21 protein-coding genes and 1 pseudogene are annotated in these 21,426 nt (G+C 73.2%); 15 read left to right on the forward strand and 7 right to left on the reverse strand.

Annotated elements, in window-relative coordinates:
- The first annotated feature begins 14 nt into the window (after window positions 1-14).
- The 7 genes from rhaS (at window position 15) to sigJ (ending at window position 7,141) form a co-directional block, all read left to right on the forward strand.
- A complete protein-coding gene (gene rhaS / locus ACWGJM_RS21635; RefSeq protein WP_453413297.1) occupies window positions 15-1,094 on the forward strand; it encodes a rhamnose ABC transporter substrate-binding protein in 1,080 nt (359 codons plus the stop codon).
- Window positions 1,095-1,111: 17 nt separating this feature from the next.
- Window positions 1,112-1,432, forward strand: coding sequence for an L-rhamnose mutarotase (locus ACWGJM_RS21640; protein WP_453413298.1), 321 nt, complete (start codon window positions 1,112-1,114; stop codon window positions 1,430-1,432).
- Between the two features lie 21 nt (window positions 1,433-1,453).
- Complete coding sequence (locus ACWGJM_RS21645; RefSeq protein ID WP_453413299.1) at window positions 1,454-2,866, forward strand: BNR repeat-containing protein; 1,413 nt, start codon at window positions 1,454-1,456, stop codon at window positions 2,864-2,866.
- A gap of 80 nt (window positions 2,867-2,946) precedes the next feature.
- Window positions 2,947-3,972, forward strand: coding sequence for a LacI family DNA-binding transcriptional regulator (locus ACWGJM_RS21650; RefSeq protein ID WP_453413300.1), 1,026 nt, complete (start codon window positions 2,947-2,949; stop codon window positions 3,970-3,972).
- 122 nt (window positions 3,973-4,094) lie between these two features.
- Window positions 4,095-5,396 carry an alpha/beta fold hydrolase gene (locus tag ACWGJM_RS21655; RefSeq protein ID WP_453413301.1) on the forward strand — a complete coding sequence of 434 codons (1,302 nt, stop codon included), beginning with the start codon at window positions 4,095-4,097 and terminating at the stop codon, window positions 5,394-5,396.
- 69 nt (window positions 5,397-5,465) lie between these two features.
- On the forward strand, window positions 5,466-6,209 hold the full coding sequence (locus ACWGJM_RS21660; protein WP_453413302.1) for a PIG-L deacetylase family protein: 744 nt from the start codon (window positions 5,466-5,468) through the stop codon (window positions 6,207-6,209).
- A gap of 29 nt (window positions 6,210-6,238) precedes the next feature.
- Window positions 6,239-7,141: an RNA polymerase sigma factor SigJ gene (sigJ, locus tag ACWGJM_RS21665; protein WP_453413303.1), complete on the forward strand. Its 903-nt coding sequence runs from the start codon at window positions 6,239-6,241 to the stop codon at window positions 7,139-7,141.
- Between the two features lie 8 nt (window positions 7,142-7,149).
- Here the strand turns inward: sigJ and ACWGJM_RS21670 are convergent, their stop codons facing one another.
- Window positions 7,150-7,350 carry a DUF5999 family protein gene (locus ACWGJM_RS21670; protein ID WP_453413304.1) on the reverse strand — a complete coding sequence of 67 codons (201 nt, stop codon included), beginning with the start codon at window positions 7,348-7,350 and terminating at the stop codon, window positions 7,150-7,152.
- Between the two features lie 209 nt (window positions 7,351-7,559).
- Here ACWGJM_RS21670 and ACWGJM_RS21675 point away from each other — a divergent pair, with 209 nt between their 5' ends.
- Entirely contained in the window at window positions 7,560-8,462 is a 903-nt protein-coding gene (locus ACWGJM_RS21675) for a pentapeptide repeat-containing protein (RefSeq protein ID WP_453413305.1), read from the forward strand.
- Here ACWGJM_RS21675 and ACWGJM_RS21680 read toward each other — a convergent pair.
- A complete protein-coding gene (locus ACWGJM_RS21680) occupies window positions 8,424-9,959 on the reverse strand; it encodes a cytochrome P450 (RefSeq protein ID WP_453413392.1) in 1,536 nt (511 codons plus the stop codon). The two genes, ACWGJM_RS21675 and ACWGJM_RS21680, sit on opposite strands and share 39 nt — an antisense overlap.
- 159 nt (window positions 9,960-10,118) lie before the next feature.
- Here ACWGJM_RS21680 and ACWGJM_RS21685 point away from each other — a divergent pair, with 159 nt between their 5' ends.
- Both ACWGJM_RS21685 and ACWGJM_RS21690 read left to right on the forward strand, forming a co-directional pair.
- Complete coding sequence (locus tag ACWGJM_RS21685; protein WP_453413306.1) at window positions 10,119-10,724, forward strand: TetR/AcrR family transcriptional regulator; 606 nt, start codon at window positions 10,119-10,121, stop codon at window positions 10,722-10,724.
- Window positions 10,725-10,800: 76 nt separating this feature from the next.
- Window positions 10,801-11,520 carry a DUF2470 domain-containing protein gene (locus ACWGJM_RS21690; RefSeq protein WP_453413307.1) on the forward strand — a complete coding sequence of 240 codons (720 nt, stop codon included), beginning with the start codon at window positions 10,801-10,803 and terminating at the stop codon, window positions 11,518-11,520.
- On the opposite strand, the gene ACWGJM_RS21695 is transcribed toward ACWGJM_RS21690, so the two are convergent.
- From ACWGJM_RS21695 to ACWGJM_RS21710, 4 genes are all read right to left on the reverse strand, one after another.
- A complete protein-coding gene (locus ACWGJM_RS21695) occupies window positions 11,488-12,693 on the reverse strand; it encodes a lactonase family protein (protein ID WP_453413308.1) in 1,206 nt (401 codons plus the stop codon). The genes ACWGJM_RS21690 and ACWGJM_RS21695 overlap by 33 nt on opposite strands.
- Window positions 12,694-12,816: 123 nt before the next feature.
- The gene (locus ACWGJM_RS21700) at window positions 12,817-13,857 is read right to left on the reverse strand and encodes a hypothetical protein (protein ID WP_453413309.1); all 1,041 of its coding nucleotides are present in this window, start codon (window positions 13,855-13,857) and stop codon (window positions 12,817-12,819) included.
- A gap of 42 nt (window positions 13,858-13,899) precedes the next feature.
- Window positions 13,900-15,153 (reverse strand): FUSC family protein, encoded by a 1,254-nt coding sequence (locus tag ACWGJM_RS21705; protein WP_453413310.1) that lies wholly within the window; start codon window positions 15,151-15,153, stop codon window positions 13,900-13,902.
- 103 nt (window positions 15,154-15,256) lie between these two features.
- Entirely contained in the window at window positions 15,257-15,835 is a 579-nt protein-coding gene (locus ACWGJM_RS21710; protein ID WP_453413311.1) for a CGNR zinc finger domain-containing protein, read from the reverse strand.
- A gap of 108 nt (window positions 15,836-15,943) precedes the next feature.
- On the opposite strand from ACWGJM_RS21710, the gene ACWGJM_RS21715 reads away from it, so the two are divergent.
- Window positions 15,944-16,942 (forward strand): quinone oxidoreductase family protein, encoded by a 999-nt coding sequence (locus tag ACWGJM_RS21715; protein ID WP_453413312.1) that lies wholly within the window; start codon window positions 15,944-15,946, stop codon window positions 16,940-16,942.
- Between the two features lie 2 nt (window positions 16,943-16,944).
- Here the strand turns inward: ACWGJM_RS21715 and ACWGJM_RS21720 are convergent, their stop codons facing one another.
- The gene (locus ACWGJM_RS21720; protein WP_453413313.1) at window positions 16,945-17,439 is read right to left on the reverse strand and encodes an FBP domain-containing protein; all 495 of its coding nucleotides are present in this window, start codon (window positions 17,437-17,439) and stop codon (window positions 16,945-16,947) included.
- Between the two features lie 99 nt (window positions 17,440-17,538).
- Between ACWGJM_RS21720 and ACWGJM_RS21725 the strand changes: the two genes are divergently transcribed.
- The 4 genes and pseudogenes from ACWGJM_RS21725 (at window position 17,539) to ACWGJM_RS21740 (ending at window position 21,328) form a co-directional block, all read left to right on the forward strand.
- Window positions 17,539-18,453: a DUF3626 domain-containing protein gene (locus ACWGJM_RS21725; RefSeq protein WP_453413314.1), complete on the forward strand. Its 915-nt coding sequence runs from the start codon at window positions 17,539-17,541 to the stop codon at window positions 18,451-18,453.
- Between the two features lie 278 nt (window positions 18,454-18,731).
- Window positions 18,732-19,784, forward strand: a complete 1,053-nt coding sequence (locus ACWGJM_RS21730; RefSeq protein ID WP_453413315.1) for a winged helix DNA-binding domain-containing protein — start codon at window positions 18,732-18,734, stop codon at window positions 19,782-19,784.
- Window positions 19,785-20,067: 283 nt separating this feature from the next.
- Window positions 20,068-20,322: pseudogene (locus tag ACWGJM_RS21735) on the forward strand (hypothetical protein); the annotation flags it as partial.
- Window positions 20,323-20,350: 28 nt separating this feature from the next.
- Window positions 20,351-21,328: a phosphotransferase family protein gene (locus tag ACWGJM_RS21740; protein WP_453413316.1), complete on the forward strand. Its 978-nt coding sequence runs from the start codon at window positions 20,351-20,353 to the stop codon at window positions 21,326-21,328.
- Window positions 21,329-21,426: the final 98 nt, after the last annotated feature.

Raw genomic sequence — 21,426 nt, forward strand, 5'->3', positions numbered from 1 at the left:
AAAGGACCTCCGCCATGCGCAAGTCATCCCTCCGCCGTGCCTGCGCGGCCCTCGCCGCCGGTACCTCCCTCGCCCTCGCGCTCACCGCCTGCGGCGGCACCACCAAGAAGGACGTCAAGGACGACAACGCCGCCGCCGCCACCGCCGGCAAGGCCGACCCGAACGCCGCCACGAAGAAGGGCCTGACCGTCGGCTTCCTGCCCAAGCAGGTGAACAACCCCTACTTCACCTCCGCCGACAAGGGCGGCGAGAAGGCACTGACCGAACTGGGCTCGAAGTACAAGGAGGTCGGCCCGTCCAGCGCCACCGACACCTCCGGCCAGGTCAGCTACGTCAACACCCTCACCCAGCAGCGGGTGAACGCGATGGCCGTCTCCGCGCAGGACCCGGGCGCGCTGTGCACCGCGCTGAAGCAGGCCATGTCGAACGACATCAAGGTCGTCACCTACGACTCCGACACCAACCCCGGCTGCCGCAACGCCTTCGTCTCACAGGCCGGCGCCGAGGACCTGGGCCGTACCGAGGTGCAGCTGCTGGCGAAGCAGATCGGCTACAAGGGCGAGATCGCGATCCTGTCCGCCGCGCAGACCGCGACGAACCAGAACACCTGGATCGGCTACATGAAGGACGAGCTGAAGGACCCCACGTACAAGAACGTCAAGCTCGTCAAGATCGCCTACGGCAACGACGACGCCCAGCAGTCCTTCCAGCAGACCCAGGGCCTCCTCCAGGAGCACCCGAACCTGAAGGGGATCATCTCCCCGACCACCGTCGGCATCAAGGCCGCCGCCCAGTACCTCTCCGGCTCCAAATACAAGGGCAAGGTCAAGCTGACCGGTCTCGGCACCCCCAACGACATGCGCAAGTACGTCAAGAACGGGACCGTCGACGCGTTCGAGCTGTGGGACCCGGCCAGGCTGGGCGACCTGGCCGCCCGTACCGCCGTCGCCCTGGCGTCGGGGCAGATCACCGGCAAGGAGGGCGAGACCTTCAAGGCCGGCGACACCACGTACACCATCGGCAAGGACGGCGTGATCGTCCTGGGCAAGCCGACCGTGTTCGACGCCAAGAACATCGGCCAGTTCAACTTCTAGCAGGGGAGCGGTACTTCATGCAGCGCGTCTGTTTCCTCCTCAAGGTCCGCGAGGACCGGCTCGCCGAGTACCGCGAACGCCATGCCGCCGTGTGGCCGGAGATGCTCGAGGCGCTCTCCGCCACCGGCTGGCACAACTACTCGCTCTTCCTGCGCGACGACGGACTGCTCGTCGGCTACCTGGAGACCGAGGACTTCGCCGCCGCCCGGGCCGGCATGGAGGCCACGGACGTCAACGCCCGCTGGCAGGCGGAGATGGCGCCGTTCTTCGAGTCGCTGGACGGCGCCCGGCCCGACGAAGCGATGAAACCGCTCACCGAGGTGTTCCACCTCGCCTGACCGCCCTCAGGAGCCGCATCCATGAGAAGACGAACCGTGCTCGCGTCCACCATGCTGGCCGCCATGGCAACTCCGGGCATCGCACGGGCCGCGTCCCCCGGCCCCTCCGTCACCAAGAAGGGCACGACACAACTCGACGCCCAGGCCGTCTACTTCGTCTCCTACGACGGCCTGGTCAACAACAACTCCTTCCAGAAGAACGGCCTGCTGGCCTACAAGGGCCACCAGTACGCCGCCTGGTACACCGCCACCCGCAACGCGGTCGTCGCCCGCCGGGCGCTGGGCGCGAGCACCTGGTCGACGGTCACCCTCTCCCACCAGCTCAAGAGCGACGACTCCCACAACGTCATCTCGATGGGCGTCTCGAAGACCGACGGCCGGCTGCACCTGAACATGGACTCGCACAGCGACGGCTTCTTCTATGTGAAGTCGGCCGCCGGACTCCTCGACAACCCGGCATCCACCGCGTGGACCTCGTCCGTCTTCGGTGCCGTACAGACCTCGCTCGACGGGCCGGCGCTCACCTCCCGGTTCACGTACCCCCAGTTCGTCTCCACCCCCGAGGGCAGGCTCCAGCTGAGCTACCGCGTCGGCGTCTCGGGCAACGGACGCAACGCCCTCGCCGAGTACGACGGGTCGGCCTGGACCGCGCTGGGGGAGTGGAGCGGCTCCACCGGCACCTACACCAGCTCGCACGGCTCCAGCACGGCCCGCAACATGTACCTGCACGGCATCGACTACGACGTGAACGGCCGTCTGCACTCCTTCTTCACCTGGCGGGAGCAGAACGCCGCCGTGATGTGCGACAGCGGCGGCATCACCAACCACGACACCGGCTATGTGTACTCCACCGACCGGGGCCGCACCTGGCGCGACGACGCGGGCACGGTCGTCGGCACCACCGGCACCTCCGACACGGTGGCGGTCACGGACGCCGGCCTGGTGGTCGACTCGCTGGGCCCGGACCACTCCCTGATGAACCAGGAGAGCCAGGCCACCGACTCCACCGGCCTGCCGCACGCGATCATCTCCTACGTCCCCGGCCGCTTCGGCCAGTGCACCACGGACTACGTCGCCGACCGCATCGCGAACGGCCGCGCCTTCCACCTGCGCAAGAACTCCTCCGGCAGCTGGCAGAAGACCGAGATCCCCATCCCGCTGAACTGCAGCCAGCGCACCAAGCTGGTCCTGGACAAGTACGACAACGCCTACGCCGTCCTCCCCTACGGCCGGATCGCGGGCGCCTCGGAGGCCTCCGGGTACACGGACTGGACGCTGCTGTACGACGGCGGCGGCCTGAACGCCTTCGGGGAGGTCGTGATCGACGAGCTGCGGGTGAAGGCCGACAACACGCTGTCGTTCATGTACCAGGAGAAGTCCAGCGGTACGACCCCCTCGGCGCTGCACGTCGTCGACTTCGCCCTGCCCGCCTGACCCGGTCGGATGTGCGGCGGCTTGACGGTAATGTGAAGGCCCTCCCGCCGCCCCCTCGTCTCACTGGAGGTCCCCGCCCGATGGCCCAGTCGGTGGGTATCAAGGATGTCGCCCGCGTCGCCGGAGTGTCGGTGGGCACCGTGTCCAACGTCATCAACCGTCCGGACACGGTGGCCTCGGAGACGCGCGCCCGCGTGCAGTCCGCCATAGACCGGCTGGGCTACGTCCGCAGCGAGTCCGCGCGCCAGCTGCGCGCCGGCCGCAGCCGGATCATGGGCCTGCTCGTCCTCGACATGGGCAACCCCTTCTTCGTCGACGTGGCACGCGGCGCCGAACGGGCGGCACGGGAGGCCGGGCTCGGTGTGATGGTCTGCAACAGCGCGCAGAGCGCCGGCGAGGAGGCCGAGTACCTGTCCCTCTTCGCCGAACAGCGGGTGCGCGGCGTGCTGCTCACCCCGGCCGACGCCACCGGGCGCAACATCGAGATGTTCCGGCGGCACGGGATCCCCTTCGTACTGGTCGACCGGGTCGCCGAGGGCACCACCGAGTGCTCGGTCTCCGTCGACGACGTCGCGGGCGGCGCCCTGGCCGTCCGGCACCTGGTGGACGCCGGGCACCGCTCCATCGCGTACGTCAGCGGCCCGCCCGGCCTCAACCAGGTCGCCGACCGCCGCACCGGAGCCCTGCACGCCCTCGCGGAGGCCGGACTCGGCCCCGACGCGCTGCGCGAGCTGCCCACCGAACGCCTCGACGTGGCCGCCGGACGGGACGCCGGCGCCCGCCTCCTCGGCCTCGCCGAGCGGCCGACCGCCGTCTTCTGCGCCAACGACCTGCTGGCCCTCGGCGTCCTCCAGGCCATGTACGCGGCCGGGGTCGTCGTCCCCGACGACCTCGCGATCGTGGGCTACGACGACATCGAGTTCGCGGCCGCCGCCGCCGTCCCGCTCACCTCCGTACGGCAGCCCGCCGTCACCATGGGCGCCCTCGCCGCGGAACTGCTCCTGGAGGAGACGGAGGAGCGGAGCGGCCCCGGCACGCACGAGCACCGCCGGGTGGTGCTCCAGCCGGAACTGGTGGTGCGGCGCTCCAGTCTCGCCGCCCGCTGATCCCCGCGGTCCCACCGGCCCGCTGATTCCCGATTCAGTAACTTTCCATGATCCCGGGGGTCGGAAGGCGCATGGACATGTGCTGGACTGGGACCGACCATCCGTCCGTCCCGGGAGATTCGTTGACCGTCAGCTACCGCCAGCCCGGCGTCGTCCTCACCGACCACCGCTTCACCGTGCCCCTGGACCACACCGATCCGGCGGGCGAGACCATCGAGCTGTACGCCCGGGAGGCCGTCGCGAGCGACAAGGCGGACGGGGACCTGCCGTGGCTGGTCTACCTCCAGGGCGGCCCCGGCTTCGGGGCGAACCGTTTCGTCGGCAAGCAGGCCTGGCTCGGCCGTGCCCTGGAGGACCACCGCGTCCTGCTCCTCGACCAGCGCGGCACCGGGCACTCCACCCCCCTCAACCGGCAGACGCTCCCGCTGCGCGGCGGCCCCGACGCACAGGCCGGCCACCTCGCCCTCTTCCGCGCCGACTCGATCGTCCGCGACTGCGAGCTCATCCGCCGGCGGCTGACCGGCGGCGCCCCGTGGACGGTCCTCGGCCAGAGCTTCGGCGGCTTCTGCGCGGTGACGTACCTGTCCCTGGCGCCGGAGGGCCTGAGCACCGCCGTGATCACGGGCGGCCTGCCCTCCCTCGACGCGCACGCCGATGACGTCTACCGGGCCGCCTACCCGCGTGTCGAACGCAAGGTCACCGCGCACTACGACCGCTACCCGCAGGACGTCGAAGGCGCCCGCCGCATCGCCGACCACCTGCTGACCCACGACGTGGTCCTGCCGAACGGCTACCGCCTCACCGTCGAGGCCTTCCAGTCCCTCGGCATCCTTCTCGGCACCGGCGACGGCAGCCACCGCCTGCACCACCTCCTGGAGCACGCCTTCGTCCGCACCCCGCACGGCTGGGAGCTGTCGGACGCCTTCCAGGAGGAGGTGCAGGGCCAGCTGTCGTACGCGGGCCACCCGCTGTACGCCCTGGTCCACGAGGCGTGCTACGGCCAGGGCGACCGCCCCACCGCCTGGGCCGCGGAACGGGTGCGCGCCGAGTTCCCGCAGTTCGACGCGGCCAAGGCGCTCGCGGGCGACGCGCCGCTGCTCTTCACCGGCGAGACCGTCCATCCCTGGACCTTCGACTGCGACCCCGCCCTGCGCCCCCTGCGCGAGACCGCCGAGCTGCTCGCCGCCCGCACCGACTGGCCGGCCCTGTACGACCCCGCGTGCCTCGCCGCCAACGAGGTCCCGGCCGTCGCCGCCGTCTACCACGACGACATGTACGTCGACACCGCCCACTCGCTGCGCACCGCCCGCGCGATCCGGGGCCTGCGCACCTGGGTCACCGACGAGTTCGAGCACGACGGCCTGCGGGCCGGCGCGCCCCGCGTACTGGACCGGCTGCTGGCGATGGCCCGCGACGAGGTGTGACGCCCGGCGCTCATCGAGGCCCGGTACAAAAGCGGTTGCGCGGGTGGCCCGGCGGCATAGTCTGCGCCCATGACCGAGCCGGAGACCAGCCAGCTGAAGCCCATGCCGACCGACTGGCGGCGCGCCCTCGCCGTGGTGGCGCACCCGGACGACCTCGAGTACGGGTGCGCCGCGGCTGTCGCCGCCTGGACCGACGACGGCCGTGAGGTCGCCTACGTGCTGGCGACCCGCGGCGAGGCGGGCATCGACACCGTGGCTCCCGCCGAGTGCGGCCCGCTGCGGGAACGGGAGCAGCGGGCGAGCGCGGCCGTGGTGGGCGTCTCGGCCGTGGAGTTCCTCGACCACCGGGACGGCGTCGTCGAGTACGGCACGGCGCTGCGCCGGGACATCGCCGCCGCGATCCGCAGCCACCGGCCCGAGCTGGTGATCACCCTCAACCACCGGGACACCTGGGGCGGCGTCGCCTGGAACACCCCGGACCATGTGGCCGTGGGCCGGGCCACGCTGGACGCGGCGGCCGACGCCGGGAACCGGTGGATCTTCCCCGAACTCGCCGAGCGGGGCCTCGAGCCCTGGAACGGGGTCCGCTGGGTGGCCGTCGCCGGTTCCGTGTCGCCGACCCACGCCGTGGACGCGACGCCGGGCCTGGAGCGCGCCGTGCGCTCCCTGCTCGAACACCGCACCTACATAGAGGCGTTGACGGACGAGGACCCCGAGGAGTACGCCCGGGATTTCCTCACCGCCAACGCCACGGCCACCGGCGAACGCTTCGGCGGCAAGCCGGCGGTGGCCTTCGAACTGTTCGCCAGGTAGCCCGCCCTCACAGACCGAACGGGGACGACATGAACGACACCGAGCTCCTGGCCGACCGCTTCGAGGAGCACCGCGGGCATCTGAACGCCGTGGCCTACCGCATGCTCGGCTCGCCGGCCGAGGCCGAGGACGCGGTGCAGGAGGCCTGGTTCCGGCTCGGCCGGACGGACCCGGAGGAGATCAGGAATCTGGGCGGCTGGCTGACCACCGTGGTCGGCCGGGTCTGCCTCGACATGCTGCGCTCGCGCACCGCCCGCCGCGAGCAGCCGATCGACGACATGGCCGGCGCGTTCGTGCCGGACCCGGTGATCCGGCCCCTGACGACCCTCGACCCCGAGCAGGAGGTGCTCCAGGCCGACTCGGTGGGGCTGGCCCTGCTGGTGGTGCTCGAGACGCTGGAGCCCGCCGAGCGGCTGGCGTTCGTCCTGCACGACATGTTCGCCGTGCCGTTCGACGACATCGCGCCGATCGTGGAGCGCACCCCCGCCGCGACCCGCCAGCTGGCCAGCCGGGCCCGCCGCCGCGTGCAGGGCGCCGCCCCCTCCGCCGACCCCGACCTCGGCCGGCAGCGCCAGGTGCTGGACGCCTTCCTGGCCGCCTCCCGGGGCGGCGACTTCGAGGCGCTCCTCGCCCTGCTCCACCCGGACGTGGTGCTGCGCGCCGACGCGGGCGCCCTGGTGCGGGGCGCGGCCGCCTCCAAGGTGGTGCACGGGGCGAAGGCGGTGGCCGAACAGGCGGCGCTGTTCTCCCGGTTCGCGGTCTTCGCACGGCCGGTGCTGGTCAACGGCTCGCTGGGGATCGTCACCGCGCCGGAGGGCCGTGCGGTGTCCGTCACCGCCCTCACCGTGGCCGACGGCCGGATCACCGGCATGTACATCCTGGCCGACCCCGACCGTCTGGCCCGCCTCGACCTGCCCGCCTTCCCCGAGTGACGTGACGCTCAGGCGGCCAGGGCCGGCGGACCCGGGGTGCGGCGCGGGTGCACGGTCCGGCCGTCGGGCAGGAGTTCACCGGTGTCGTCGAAGACGATGGTGCCGTTGCACAGCAGGCTCCAGCCCTGCTCCGGGTGGGCCGAGGTGATCACGGCGGTGCGGTGGTCGGGGCTGTCGGCTGTGGGGCACGGCGGCTGATGGCTGCACATGAGGTCGCTCCTCGATGCGTTCGGCTCCTGTCCGGTGCCGGCTGTCACCTCAGTGGTAGCCGAGCTTGTTTTCCGTTGGATGAGTAGACGCCCACAACCCCGGAAACTCATCGGTGAGTTCGGAGCGGCGACGATGGGGTGACGAGCGAGCGAGCGTGCCGTCGTGGGCCATGGCAAGGGCTGCCCCGCAGCTCAGTAGGCTGTACGGCATGCCAGATCAGATAGTCGGCCGGTCGGAACTGCGCGGTGACTGCGCCTCGTGCTTCGGGCTGTGCTGTGTCGCCCTGTCCTTCGCACGCTCGGCGGACTTCGCGCTCGACAAGGCCGCCGGGCAGCCCTGCCCCAATCTCCAGGGCGACCACCGCTGCGGCATCCACACCCGGCTGCGGGACAAGGGCTTCACCGGCTGCACGGTCTACGACTGCTTCGGCGCCGGTCAGAAGGTCTCCCAGGTCACCTTCGGCGGCCAGGACTGGCGCGCGGGTTCCCGCGAGCAGGCCCGGCGCATGTTCGACGTGTTCCCGGTCGTCCGGCAGCTCCATGAACTGCTCTGGTACCTCACCGAGGCGCTGGGCCTGTCCGCCGCCGGCCCGGTGCACGCCGAGTTGCGCGAGGTGCTGGAGAAGACCGAGCGGCTGACCCGGCAGACCCCCGACGAACTGGCCGCGCTGGACGTGGCCGCCCACCGGCAGGAGGTCAACGTCCTGCTGCTGCGCACCAGCGACCTGGTGCGGGCGGACTTCGGCGACAAGAGCGACAAGATTGACAAGAGCGACAAGGGCGGGAAGGGCGGGAAGAGCGGGAAGGGCGGGAAAGGCGGCAAGAAGAAGGACCGCCGGGGCGCGGACCTCATCGGCGCCCGGCTGAAGGGGGCCGACCTGCGTGGCGCCAGCCTGCGCGGCGCCTATCTCATCGCCGCCGACCTGACCGGCGCCGATCTGCGCGGCGCGGACCTGATCGGCGCCGACCTGCGGGACGCCGATCTCACGGACGCCGACCTGACCGGCGCGTTCTTCCTGACCCAGCCCCAGCTGGAGGCGGCCCGGGGGAGTGCCGGCACCCGGCTGCCGGAGTCAGTCACCCACCCCGTGCACTGGACAGCGCGGCGCTGACGCCGGGCCGTCCGCGTCCCGGGCCGTCACCGGGGCGGGTACGGGGCGCCGCTCCAGCCGCAGCCGCAGCCCCTCGGGCATCAGCGTCAGCCGTTCGGAGACCCGCAGCCGGTAGCCGGGGTCGGCGCGCAGGTCGTAGCGGCGCAGCAGCAGGCCGAGGACGAGTGTCGCCTCGTGCAGCGCGAACTGGCGGCCGATGCACGCCCGCGCCCCGGTCCCGAACGGCTTGAAGACGTGCGGGGCCCGCCCCCGCGCGGCCTTCGCGTCGAACCGGTCCGGGTCGAAGCGTTCGGCGTCCGGACCCCACACCTCGGGATCGCGGTGCAGCATCGGCAGCAGCACCAGCGTCCACGCGCCCCGGCGCATCGGGTGCTCTCCGGCCAGCACCGTGTCCTGCCGGGCCTCGCGGGCGAAGGCGGGCGCGGTGGGCCACAGCCGCAGCGACTCGTCCAGTACCCGGCGCACGTACCGCAGCTTGGCGACCTGGTCGTAGTCGGGCGCCGGCGTGTCGCCCCAGACGCGGTCCACCTCGGCGCGGGCCCGGGCCGCCACCTCGGGGTGCCGGGAGAGGTAGTACAGGGCGAAGGAGAGGGCACCCGAGGTGGTCTCGTGGCCCGCGACCAGGAAGGTGATCACCTGGTAGCGGACGTTCTCCGGTGACAGCCGCTCCCCGGTCTCCGGATGCGCCGTCGCCAGCATCCGGTCCAGCAGGTCCCCGGCCCCGTCCGCGCCCGCCCGGCGCCGGGCCCGTACGAGGTCGTCGACGGTGCGGTTGAGGAGGGCGATGTCGGCCGCGTTGCGCCGGGTGGCGCCGCGCAGCAGCAGCGGGGCCAGCGGGGCGGGCACGGTGTTCAGCCGCTGGGCGTAGGTGAGCGTGCCGATCATCGCGGTCACGAAGGGGTGGAGCCGGCTGCGTTCGAAGGAGCCGAAGTCGTGCCCGAACCCGGTACGGGCGATCGTCTCCAGGGTCAGCTTGGTCATGTCGCCGGGCACGTCCACGGCATGCCCGGCCGCCGTTTCCCGGTCCCAGTGCTCGGTCAGCCGGCCGGCCACGTCCAGCATCATCGGGTGGTAGCCGGCCATCGCCTCACGGCTGAAGGCGGGGGCCAGGACGTCGTGCGCCAGCTGCCAGTTGGGCTCGTGGTTGTACGCCGTGAACAGCCCGTCTCCGGCGACCGGCCGCAGATTGGCCACCCCGAGGCCGACGTGCTTGGCGAACCTGGCCTCGTCCGCCAGATCGGCCGCGAGCCGGGCGCCCGCCACGAACACGAACTCGTTCCCGAACGCCTTGCGCCGGAAGATCGGGCCCAGTCGGCGGGCGAACCGCATCGAGTCCTGGAGCGGTGTGCGCCGGTCGACACCGAGGACGTCGCCGAGCAGCGGCAGCCGGTGCGGCGGATGAGGGATGCGCTCCAGCTCCGGCCAGCCCTGCTCGGCACCGCGGAACCCCTTGGGCAGCGCTGCCCCGCCCGTCGTCCTGCTGCCCGTCTCCGCCATGACGCGGTCTCCCTTGATCCAAGCCATCGGTTGAGCGTGTTGCGTGGGTTCCTGTCGTGCGTGGGTTCAGGTCGTACGTGGGTTCATGTTGTACGTGGGTTCAATAAGGCGTTTCCAGTCTGATCCGGTTGTTGAACCCGCGTCAAGTAAGGTGCGGTCATGGCCGCGAACCAGGGTGGGGGCGCCCGTCGCCGACTCAGCACCCAGGAGCGCCGCGAGCAGTTGCTGTCGGTGGGTGCGCGGCTGTTCTCGGAGTGCGCCTACGGCGACGTGTGGATCGAACGGGTCGCGGAGATCGCCGGAGTCTCGCGCGGGCTGTTGTACCACTACTTCCCGACCAAGAGGGACTTCTTCGCGGCGGTCGTCGAGCGCGAGAGCGAACGCATGCTGCGGATGACGGAGGCCGTGCCCGGGGTGCCGGTGCGCGAGCAGCTCACCGCCGGTCTCGACGCCTTCCTGGAGTACGTCGAGACCCACGCGCACGGCTACCGCGCGTTCCACCGTGCCGACGCGGCGGGCGACCAGGACGTGCGCCGGGTCTACCAGCGGGCGCTGGCCGCCCAGGAGCGCCAGATCCTGGCCGCCCTCGCCGCGGACCCGGAGTTCGGCCCGCGCTTCGCGCAGCGCTCCGACCTCCGCCTCGCGGTACGCGGCTGGCTGGCCTTCACCACGGCGGTCTGCCTGGAGTGGCTACGGGGATTCGACCTGTCCCGGGAACAGGTGCGGGACCTGTGCGCGCGGGCGCTGCTCGGTCTGATCACGTGAGCTGGGGCGGGCGCGCGGTTGGCGCGCACCCCGATCTTCGATAGGTTAGGCAAGGCTTACCTAAGGAGGTTGCGGGATGGGTGACAGCTGGACGGCCGCGCCCGGCGTGGCGGAACAGGCCCGCTCGGTGCTCGCCGTGGCGTGGTCCTGCACGGTGACGGCTGACGGCGGGCGCGAGGAGCTCGTCGGCGCGCACACCGTGGACGAGGACGGGCGGGTGCTGCTGCGGGTGCCCGAGGACAGCGCCCTGCGTGCGGCGGCGGTCTGCGCGCCGCGCGGGGAGCCGTCCGCCGTGCTGGAGTTCGCCGACGTCGCGCCCGTCCCCGTGCGCCACCGGATCCGTGCCCGCGTCTGGCTGGCCGGCTGGTTCGCCGCCGAGGACGGCCGCCTGGCGTTCCGGCCCACCCGGGTGGTGCTTCGCCGGTCCTCCGGCGCGGTGCTCGTCGGCCTCGACGAGTTCGCCGCCGCGACTCCCGACCCGCTCGCCCCGGCCGAGGCCCGGCTGCTGACCCACCTCGCCGACGCCCACCCCGACGCCGTCGAACGGCTCACCCGGCTCGTCGACCCCGACAGCCTGCACGCCGCGACCCGCGTGACACCCCTCGCGGTGGACCGCCACGGACTGACGCTGCGCATCGAGCGGGCCCGCGGCCACGGCGACGTACGGCTGCCCTTCCACGCGCCCGCCGACGACCTCGGCCGGCTCACCGAGCGCGTGCACGCCCTGCTGTACCGGGCGAGCGCCGCCGTCTGCCCGCGCGGCCTACAGCGGCAGCGCGCAGACGGCGACCGGTGAGGCGAACGGCTCACCCGCGAGCCGCAGTTCCCCGCTGCCGGTGTCCACGTGGAAGACGCTCACCGTGCCCGACCGCTGGTTCGCCGCGAACAGCAGCCCGCCGTCCGGTGAGAAGGCGATCTGCCGGGGGAAGTCCCCGCCCACCGGCACGGTGTCGATCAGGCGCAGCCGGGCGCCGTCCGCCTCGACGGCGTACCGGGTGAGGCTGTTGTCGCCGCGGTTGGCGAGGTAGGCGTACGCGCGGTTCGCGGTCACCAGGAGCTGGGCCGGGTAGTTGGTGCCCGCGCCGGTGCCGGTGGACTGCGGGGTGCCGATCGTCAGGCGGCCGGTGCCGGGGTCGTAGGCGCACACCGTGACCGTGTCGTCGACCTCGTTGGCCAGGTAGGCGTGCCGCCCGTCCGGATGGAAGGTGAGGTGGCGCGGGCCCGCGCCCGGGCGCGCATGGGCCCGGGCGACCTCGGTGAGCGTGCCCGCGGCCGTGTCCAGGCGGTAGCTGTAGACGGTGTCGGTGCCCAGGTCGACGGCGAGGACGTGGCCGCCGTCGGGGCTGGTGACGACCTGGTGGGCGTGCGGGCCCTGCTGGCCGGGACCGGGGGAGGGGCTGGAGTGCGTGACAAGATCGGTGCGCTCCCCGAGGGCGCCCGTCGTGTCGATCGGGTGCACGGCCACGCTGCCGGACCCGTAGTTGGCGCTGAGCAGCCAGCGCCCGGCCGGATGGACGGAGAGATGGCAGGGTGCCGCGCCGCCTGTGCTCCGGGTGCCGAGGACCTTCCGGTCGGCCAGGCGCACGGCGGTCACCCCGCCGTCCGTCCGCTCGTCGACCGCGTACAGGGTGCGGCCGTCCGGATGCACGGCGAGGTACGAGGGATCGGCCACTCCGGTGACGGTCCCGGCACCGGTGATCCGGCCCGTCGCAGGGTCGTACGAGGCCAGGCCGATGCCGGTGCCGCCGCCGTCGACGGAGGTGTACGTGCCCAGGTGGAGCGGGCGCGGTGACCGCTCGGGCGTACCGCGCTCCGGCCGCGCGGTGACCGTACCTCCCCCGGGTGCGGGCGCGTCCGCCCGGGGCGCGGCGGGCGAGGGAACCGCCACCACGGCGGCCGCCCCGGCCGCGGCCCCGACGAACCGGCGTCTGCTCAAGCCGCCGCGCGCCCTCTGCGCACCACTGTCCATTGCCCGCACCTCAGGTCGTCGGTTGTCCCGGCCGTGACGGCCACCTTCGCGCGGACCGCCCCTCAAGTGCAAGAACGGCAACGCCGGTTGCGCGAGGTGCAATGGACGCGCCGGTGCCGGCGGCTACCACTCGCCGTCCTCCACCGGCAGGCCAGGCGTGTCCTTCAGCTGCTGCACCTGGCCGGGCGACGGCTGCTGCCAGGGGTCGAGATCGTCGCCGAGCCAGTCGCCGACCGGCTTGACGGGCTCGAGGGCGTCCGCGGGGGCGAGGTCCTCGGCGTCCTGGTCGTAGTAGTCGTACCAGGGCAGTCCCGCCCGTGTGTACGCCGCCCGGTCCACCGGGGACGGCGGGGGCGCCTCGCCCGTGATGCGCCGCCACTCCGGCGGCGTGACCAGGTGCACGAACACCCGTCCGGACGGTTCCCCGGACCAGTCGGTCAGCGGCCGGTCGTCCCGGTAGACCTCCTGACGCATCGAGCCGCCGACACCGAGCCCCATGGCCGCGGTCCTCCGGGGCCGCCCCGCCGGGGCCGAGGGCGGCGCGGCCGCCGGGGCCATGGGGATCGCGCCCGCCGGGGCGGCGCCGTACCCCCGCGTCCGCTCCTGCCGGGCCCGCTGCTCCTCGCGCCACTCGGCGAGGCGATCCTCCCGCAGCGGGAACGACCGCAGCTGGATACCGCCCCACACCTCCTCGCCGGTGACCTGGCCCTCCACCGTCGCCCCCAGCCCCAGCGGCACCGCCACGAACTGGCGGACCGTGCCGTTGCCGGAGTTGATGCCGTCCAGCCAGGGCTGGCGGGGCAGGACGAGGTAGTTCTGCGGGTCGCGGGAGAGCCGGTCGCCGAACGGCTCGCCCGACACGGCGCACACCTTGCCCACCCCGACCTGGAGCGCGGCCGGTTCCGTGGTGCCCGCGAAGCTCAGCCACATCGCCTCGCGCAGATACACCGGCAGCATGACGCCGCCGCGTGCCCGCCACTCCTCGGGCACCGTGTCCGCGTTGTTGGCGGGGTCGGCGATCCGCCGGACCGGGAACTCGCCCAGGCCCGGCGGCAGCGGATGGGTGCCCGACTCCGGCAGCCGCAGGGTGCGCACGAACCGCACCGCCACTCCGCCCGGCAGGCGCAGCGTGTTCCCGTCGATCCGTACGGCCGTGCCTGTCATCCGCACGCCCCCCTCACCCTGGAGTCCCCTCGATTGCTCTTCTCACGGGAAACGCCTGCCGGCCCCCAGACGGTTCCGGTGCAGCTGCTGCTGCACCCCCATGCGCTCCCGCAGCCGGGTCAGGCGCGGCATCCGGGCGCGCTGCTCGTGGGAGACGCGGTCCAGTTCCTCCAGCAGACGGCGCGAGCGGTGCTCGGTGTCGAGCTCGTCGATGATCCGGTTGACCTCGGTCAGCACGGCGCCGAGCAGGTGCCAGTTGCGGGGGTCGCGCTCGGCGTCGGCCCTCAGCGCCAGGGTCAGCTTGTCCCGGGTGGCCGCGGCCGTGTGCAGCTCGGCGGTGAGCCGGGCCTCCGCCGATTCGGCGCTGCGGCTGAGGTCGGTGGTCACCAGCACGGCGAAGCTGACCACGGCGTCGGCGATCTCGGACAGCAGCTGCTGCACCGCGGCGCCCGTCTCCGGCGTGAACAGCGTCTCCGGGTCGCGGGCCTTGGCCAGGTCGGTGAAGGAGCGGGCCAGCACCCGCAGCACGACCGTGCAGATCTCCAGGGTGTCCAGTCCCGTGCGCAGCACCACCCGGTGCAGCAGGCCCTCCTTCACCCGCGGATTGAGCCGCAGACTGTCCTCGGCCTGCCGCAGCTCCGCGTCCACCTCGGTGATCTCATGGTCGAGCCGGCGTGCCTCGTACAGCCGTGCGGTGGTCTCCTCCAGCGGCGTCTGGGTCGCGGCCTCCTCGCCCACCCGCAGCATCAGCCGCCGCAGCCGCCGCGCCAGGCCCTCGATGGACTCCCCGGCCTTGCCCACCCACACCGGAGGAGCCAGCAGCAGGTTGCAGCCCATGCCGACGACCGCGCCGATCAGCGTCTCCACGATCCGGGCCCAGGCGGTGTACCCGATGGTGGTGACGCCGAGCACCAGCATGGCGCTGATCGCCACCTCGGCCACGTACTCGTCGACCCGTACCAGGTGCCCCACGGCCAGCGCGGCCACGATCAGCAAGGCCAGGCTCCACCAGGTCAGACCCACCAGCAGGCTGAAGGCGATGGCGACCAGGACCCCCGCGACCACGGCGTTCACCCGGCGGATGCCGTTGGTGAGCGTGGCGTAGAAGGTCACCTGGACGACCAGCAGCGCGGTCAGGGGTGCGGTCAGCGGTGCCGGTTCCGGACTGAGGCGGAGCGCGATGACGTAGGCGATCGACGCCGCGACGGCCGACCGCAGGGCCTGCACGACCACCGGGTCGCGCCGGCGCCGCACGAAGCGCGACAGGGGCGCCGTCCATTCACGTACAACTTGCATCGCTTGCCCCTGTTCCCGTTCAGGTGGCTCATCGAACACAGGGATCCGCCGAGTGGCAAGGGGGCCCACATCGTGCCGCGGCCGTCGGGGAGGGGCTCTGGCCTCAGCGGGTGACGGCCGCGCGGTTGCGGGAGCGGTAGCCGGCGACCTTGGCGAGATTGCCGCAGCGCTCCATGGAGCACCAACGGCGGCGGCGGGCCTGGGAGTCGTCCAGGAAGAGCAGCGAGCAGTCCGGGCTCCCGCACTCCTTCACCCGCTCGACCAGGGGTCCGCGCACCAGCAGGACGGCATCCCGGGCCACCGTCGCCAGCGCGGCGCACGCCGGGTGCCGGGCCGTCCAGCGCCGTGCGCCCAGCTGGGGGGCCAGGTCGGGGCGGGCCGCGGCCTCGTTGACCAGCGCCACGTCGGCCGGGTCCGGCTCGTCGCCGGCCATCGCCGCCCGCAGGACGCGGTGGAGCGCCTCGCGCAGAAGGCGGGCCCCGGCCAGGTCGTCGCCGGTGACCCGTACGGGCCCCTCGTCGGGCGTGAGCCGTGCCTCCTCGAGCCAGCGGGCCAGTGCGGCGGTGTCCGGGATCCGCTCGACGGGGGTGGCGTGCCGCCTGCCGAGCGTGGCGACGAAGTCCAGGCAGGGGCGGCCCCCGACGAAGGGGAACGCGAGCACCGGGTCGGACGCACTGGTCATGCGAACGATCCTAACCCGTCTTGACACCGGTTCATACGGTGTCGCAGGGTGACACCACATGAACCGGTGTCGGCCGTCTCGGCGGCTGCGGCAGGAAGCGGGTGCGGTATGCGTGCGGTGCGGATCGACGAGTTCGGCGGACCCGAGGTGCTGGTGCCGGTCGAGGCACCCGATCCCGTGGCGGGCCCCGGGCAGGTGCTCGTACGGGTCGCCGCGGCGGGTGTGAACCGGGCGGACGCCCTGGTCAGGTCAGGGGCGTACCACCGGGCCGGGCGGCCGCCGCTGATTCCGGGCGCAGAGGCGGCCGGGACCGTCGCCGCGCTGGGGGACGGGGTGAGCGGGCTGGAGGTCGGGCAGCGGGTGGTGGCCCTCGACGCCGGCACCGCGCCCGGCTTCTACGCCGAACTGGCCGCCGTGCCCGTCGGGCAGGTGGTGGCCCTGCCCGACGGCGTGGACCTGGTGACCGCGGCCGCGCTGCCGATCGCCTGGCTGTCGGCCTGGTACTGCCTGCGGCGCCTCGCCCGGGTCGGCAAGGAGGACACGGTGGTGGTGAAGGCCGCCGCGAGCGGAGTGGGCAGTGCGGCCGTGCAGATCGCCGCCGCGGCCGGCGCCCGGGTCGTCGCGCTCGCCGGATCGCCGGCGAAGGCCGCCTGGGCGGGTGGGTTCGGCGCGCACACCACGGTCGACACCTCCGCGCACCCCGGCGACGCCGAGGTCGAGGAGGTGCTGCGGATCACCGGCGGGCGCGGCGCGGACATCGTCCTGGACACCGTGGGCGGCGCCGCCTTCGCCCGCAGCCTGCGCGAGGTGGGGCACGGCGGACGGGTGGTGGCGCTGGCCAACGTCGCGCTGGAGCCCAGCACCGTCGACACCCGCGACTTCTACCCGAAGAACGCCTCGATCCTCGGCTTCCAGCTCACCGACCGCCAGGTCCACGGCTACGACCCGCGAGCCGATCTGCGGGAGCTGGCCGAGCGCGTCGCGGACGGGACGTACCGGGTGCCGGTCGAGACCGTCCTGCCACTCGAGCAGGCCCGGGCCGCCCACGAGCGGCTGGAGCGGCGGGACAACCGCGGCAAGATCGTCCTCGCCGTCGGGGAGGCCTGACCTCAGGCGTACAGCTTGTCGAGGAAGGCGGCCAGATGGCCCGTCGTACGGGCTATCTGCTCGTGCAGCGTGAGGCTCTCCTCGAAGCGTGCCCCGGAGTGGGGGACCTTCTTCCCGCGTACGTACAGGGAGCAGGCCAGGTCGGTGCACATGTACAGGCCGACCGAGTTGCCCTCACGGCCCGCCGCGCCCGCCTTGCGTGCCGTCATGAGGGACACGCCGCCCCCGCGATGGGTCGTCAGGCACAGCGAGCACATGCTGCGGTGCAGGAACCCGCGCTGCGAGGAGGGGAAGCGCAGGGTGACGCCGATCAGCCCGCCGGCCCGCTCGGTGACGAGATAGCTGCGGTCGGGGGCGCCGGGATCCCGCCAGCCGAGGAAGTCCAGGTCGTCCCAGGGGCGTCGGTCCAGATCGCGGGGGAGCGCGAGCCGCTTCGCCTCGCCCTTCGAGCAGTTGACGAAGGAGTCGCGGATGTCCTGCTCGGTGAGTGATTTCATAGGGGCTTCCTGGTGTGTCGACGTGGCAAGTAGGCAGAAACCTAGGGGCACTAGGTATCTGGGGCCGCCAGGGTAGGCAGGCCGTGGGAGGGGAAGCCAATGGATTTCGGGTACGCGCTCGCGCGGTCGGCGCATGCCGCGCTGGGCCACGTCGCGGCACGCTCATCGGGACCCGCCCTCGACCCGGATCTGCGCATCACCCTGAACTTCCACCCCGACCGGCTCTCCGGCGGCCTGCCCCTGCTACAGGCGCTGGCCCGGGACGGCGCGTACCACTCGCAGTTCGTCACCGGCACCAGCAACGGCGGGCTCACCGCGCACCCCGGCGGCGACCGCTGGCGCTGGGAGAGCCGCATCTTCGGCGGCTCCTACGACGGCGCGCCCCCGCCGGAGCGCCCCGTGTACGGCGCGCTGAACTTCCGCCGGCAAGTGGTCGGCGCCGCCCCGCGCTTCGGCTCCTCGCACTTCCGCCTGACGGCCGAGGCGCAGGCCCGGGCCACCTTCTGCTACCCCGACAGCGCGGCCGAGCCCGCCGACTTCGGAGTGGCGGCCGGGATGTCGCTCCTCGCCCTGGCGGAGGCGGACGAGCAGGACGCGCTGAACGACTACATCGAGGCGCATGTACACGGGGGCGTGCTGCTCGCCCGGGACGTCGAGGCGCTCGTCCTGGACGCGAGCTACCGGGGCACGCCCGTCGAGGCCGCCGCCCGCCGCCTGCCCTGCCCGCTGGAATGGCACCCCGGCTACCGGCTGACCGTGCCGCGACTGCGCCGCCACGCCGACTACCGGGGCCCGCAGTACGCCGACCTCGGCGCGGCCATCGCCGAACACGGCGTCCTCGACCCGCGCATCATCGGCGACGCCGCCCGCACCGGCCGGTACCCAGTGCAGGACCTGAAGATGGTCTGGCACACCCTGGCCCGTTTCGGCGCCCCGGAAGGAGCGGGCACCGCCTGCTCCGCCCCCCTCGCCACCGGCGGCCCCACCCTGGTCGCGGGCACGCCGGAGGCGTAGGCGCGGGTGATCGGTTCCGCGTGGTCGGTCGCGCCTTCGGCGGGCAGCGTCGGCCGTCAGTTGCCCGTGGTGTTCGGCGCTAGCGGGTGTTCGCCTGTGGAGCGGGGTGTACTCCGCTTCCGTGCCCTTCGCCTCCGGCGGCCCCACCCTGGTCGCGGGCACGCCGGAGGCGTAGGCGCGGGTGATCTGTTTCGCGCGGTTGGTCGCGCGCCCCAGCGGGTCGGACGCTCGCCCGTCAACTCCTGCTGAGGCGTGAGCCGCTGGGCGTCGGCGACGCCGTGCGCCGCGTGGTCGCGCTCCAGGCCCAGCATCCCGCCTCGCCCTACGTGGCGCTGTGGAACCGCGTCGACGGATTCGACCCGGGCGAGCTGGACGCCGCCTTCGCCGACCGCACCGTGGTGAAGGCGACCCTGATGCGGATCACCCTGCACGCCGTCCACGGGGGCGACCACCGGCTGTTCCGGGAGGCGATGCAGCAGACGCTGTACGCCTCCCGGCTCGGCTACCGCTTCGCGGCGGCGGGGCTCACCCCCGCGGACGCCCACGAACTGCTCCCGGAGCTGCTCGCCTTCGCCGAACGGCCGCGTACCGCCGCCGAGTTGCAGGGATGGCTCGAGGAGCGGCTCGGAGCCGAGAAGAAGGCCGGGGCCTGGTGGGGGCTGAAGGCCTACGCGACGCTGCTGCATGTCGCGACCGGCGCGCCCTGGTCGTTCGGCGCCCGGTCGTCGTTCGTCGCGGCGCCGACGGGGCCGCCGCCCACGGCGCCGGAAGCGGCGCCGCGGGCGCTCGCGCAGCTCGTCCTGCGCTACCTGGCCGCGTTCGGACCGGCGTCCCTGGCGGACATCGCGCAGTTCGGCACGCTGCCCCGGGGACCGGTCCGGCAGGCCCTGCGCGCGCTCGGCGACGCCGTCGAGGAGCTGAAAGGGGCGGACGGCACCGTCCTGTTCGACGTTCCCGGCGCCCCACGCCCGCCCGCTGACACACCGGCGCCGCCCCGCCTGCTCGGGATGTGGGACAGCGTCCTCCTCGCCCACGCCGACCGCACCCGGGTGATTCCCGAGGAGCTGCGCCGCGTGGTGATCCGCGTCAACGGCGACGTGCTGCCGACACTGCTGGTCGACGGCCGGGTCGCGGGCGTGTGGCGGCCGGTCGAGGGCGGCGTAGAGGCGACGGCCTTCCACGAACTGACCTCCACCGCCTGGGACGGACTCGCCGAGGAGGCCCGCTCGCTGACCGCCCTGCTGGCCCGCCGTGAGCCCAGGGCCTACAGCCGCTACGAGCACTGGTGGCGCAAACTCCCCGACGGCCGGGTACGCCTACTCCCGGGCTGAGGGCCCGCGCAAGCCCTCCCCGAGGAATTCGACTGCACGATCGTGAAGTCCCGCGGTAACGGCCGAGGTCACCGGCAGAGCACGCTGGTGCGCAGTACCACCCGCACCGCGAAAGGCAGTTGTCGCGCCATGCTCCCCACCACGCCGCACCCGGAGGCCCCCGGCCCCCTCCCGGGCGTCCCCGTCGTCGACATCACCGCGACCGGACCCGGCCGCACCCCGAACCAGCAGGTCATACTCATGCGGGCCCACGGTCCGGTGCTCGTCCGGCGTCTGCGCGGGCGCGGCACCCGAGGGCGGCATGCTGTTCGTGCAGCACCGCGTCGCCGCCGAGGCCGACGAGGTCTGGGAGCTGCTGGGCGCCGGAGCCCGGGTGTGCGTCTGCGGCGACGGCTCGCGGATGGCACCCGGCGTCCGCGAGGCGTTCCGTACGCTGTACCGGGACCGCATGCCCGGTGCCGACGAGCCGGCGGCCGGGCAGTGGCTCGACACGCTGGTGGCAGCGGGCCGTTACGTCGAGGACGTGTACGCGGCCGGCTGGCCCGAAGGGGAGGGGCGGGCGCACGGTGGTGGACTCCTGGGAACGGGCCCGGCTGGTGCTGGAGGGCTCCCGCATTCCGTCCGGCCTGCTGGCCGGCGTGCGCCCGCTGGGCGGTGGCACGTACAACACCGTGGAGGAGCTGCGGCTCACCGACGGCAGCCGGTACGTGCTGAAGATCGCGCCCACCGCGCCCGGCCTGCGTTACGAGTCCCGGCTGCTGATCTCCGAGGCGGAGTTCTGCCGGGTGGCCGCCGAGGCCGGGGTCACCGCGCCGAGCGTGGTGGCCGCCGGCGGCGACACCGGCGTGGCCCACCTGCTGATGACGCTCTGCCCGGGCGAACCCTGGGACGGATCGGTGACCGAGGCCGAACGCCCGGCACTGCGCGGGGAACTGGGCCGCCAGGTCGCCCGTCTGCACCGGCTGCGCGGGCCGGGCTTCGGCTATCCCTCCGGCGCCCTGGGCCCGCTCGCCCAGGACTGGCGGACCGCGTTCACCGCGATGTTCGAGGCGATCCTCGACGACGCCCGCCACTACGCGGCCCGCCTGCCCCGCCCCGCCGACGCGGTGGCCCGCACCGCCCGCGCCGCGTACGGCACGCTGGAGGAGGTCACCGTCCCGCGCCCCGTCCACTTCGACCTGTGGCAGGGGAACATCCTGCTGGACCGCTCGGCCGGGGACGTCCGCATCGGCGGCCTCATCGACGGCGAGCGGATGTTCTGGGGCGACCCCCTGGCCGACTTCGTCTCGCTCGCCCTGCTCGGCGACATCACCCGGGACGAGGCGTTCCTCGCGGGCTACCGCGAGGCCGGCGGAGCGGCCGAGCTCGACGGCCCGGCCCGGCTCCGGCTCGCCCTCTACCGCGCCTACCTCTACCTGATCATGCTGACCGAGACGGTTCCGCGGGCGGTGGGGGAGGAGCGCGAGCGCTGGGTGCAGGAGGCGGTCGCCCCGGAGCTCGTCGCCGCGCTGGACGAGATCCAGGAGGCGGCTCCGCCTTCCTGAGCCCTCTCGGCGCGCGCTTAGCTCACAACATGAACTAAGGGTTGACGAATGTCGCGCCAGCCCCGTCCGCAAGGGTATGTTGCAGATCGGACAGGGTT

The organism is Streptomyces sp. NPDC054834 (assembly GCF_053611185.1).

What these genes read in the sequence shown, in the direction of transcription:
- ACWGJM_RS21685 (WP_453413306.1), top strand. Translation starts at nt 10,119, where the DNA reads ATGGCCGCGAACCAGGGTGGGGGCGCCCGTCGCCGACTCAGCACCCAG.
- ACWGJM_RS21640 (WP_453413298.1), top strand. Translation starts at nt 1,112, where the DNA reads ATGCAGCGCGTCTGTTTCCTCCTCAAGGTCCGCGAGGACCGGCTCGCC.
- ACWGJM_RS21645 (WP_453413299.1), top strand. Translation starts at nt 1,454, where the DNA reads ATGAGAAGACGAACCGTGCTCGCGTCCACCATGCTGGCCGCCATGGCA.
- ACWGJM_RS21680 (WP_453413392.1), bottom strand. Translation starts at nt 9,959, where the DNA reads ATGGCGGAGACGGGCAGCAGGACGACGGGCGGGGCAGCGCTGCCCAAG.
- sigJ (WP_453413303.1), top strand. Translation starts at nt 6,239, where the DNA reads ATGAACGACACCGAGCTCCTGGCCGACCGCTTCGAGGAGCACCGCGGG.
- ACWGJM_RS21675 (WP_453413305.1), top strand. Translation starts at nt 7,560, where the DNA reads ATGCCAGATCAGATAGTCGGCCGGTCGGAACTGCGCGGTGACTGCGCC.
- ACWGJM_RS21660 (WP_453413302.1), top strand. Translation starts at nt 5,466, where the DNA reads ATGACCGAGCCGGAGACCAGCCAGCTGAAGCCCATGCCGACCGACTGG.
- ACWGJM_RS21725 (WP_453413314.1), top strand. Translation starts at nt 17,539, where the DNA reads ATGGATTTCGGGTACGCGCTCGCGCGGTCGGCGCATGCCGCGCTGGGC.
- rhaS (WP_453413297.1), top strand. Translation starts at nt 15, where the DNA reads ATGCGCAAGTCATCCCTCCGCCGTGCCTGCGCGGCCCTCGCCGCCGGT.
- ACWGJM_RS21695 (WP_453413308.1), bottom strand. Translation starts at nt 12,693, where the DNA reads ATGGACAGTGGTGCGCAGAGGGCGCGCGGCGGCTTGAGCAGACGCCGG.
- ACWGJM_RS21700 (WP_453413309.1), bottom strand. Translation starts at nt 13,857, where the DNA reads ATGACAGGCACGGCCGTACGGATCGACGGGAACACGCTGCGCCTGCCG.
- ACWGJM_RS21720 (WP_453413313.1), bottom strand. Translation starts at nt 17,439, where the DNA reads ATGAAATCACTCACCGAGCAGGACATCCGCGACTCCTTCGTCAACTGC.
- ACWGJM_RS21650 (WP_453413300.1), top strand. Translation starts at nt 2,947, where the DNA reads ATGGCCCAGTCGGTGGGTATCAAGGATGTCGCCCGCGTCGCCGGAGTG.
- ACWGJM_RS21670 (WP_453413304.1), bottom strand. Translation starts at nt 7,350, where the DNA reads ATGTGCAGCCATCAGCCGCCGTGCCCCACAGCCGACAGCCCCGACCAC.
- ACWGJM_RS21705 (WP_453413310.1), bottom strand. Translation starts at nt 15,153, where the DNA reads ATGCAAGTTGTACGTGAATGGACGGCGCCCCTGTCGCGCTTCGTGCGG.
- ACWGJM_RS21710 (WP_453413311.1), bottom strand. Translation starts at nt 15,835, where the DNA reads ATGACCAGTGCGTCCGACCCGGTGCTCGCGTTCCCCTTCGTCGGGGGC.
- ACWGJM_RS21715 (WP_453413312.1), top strand. Translation starts at nt 15,944, where the DNA reads ATGCGTGCGGTGCGGATCGACGAGTTCGGCGGACCCGAGGTGCTGGTG.
- ACWGJM_RS21690 (WP_453413307.1), top strand. Translation starts at nt 10,801, where the DNA reads ATGGGTGACAGCTGGACGGCCGCGCCCGGCGTGGCGGAACAGGCCCGC.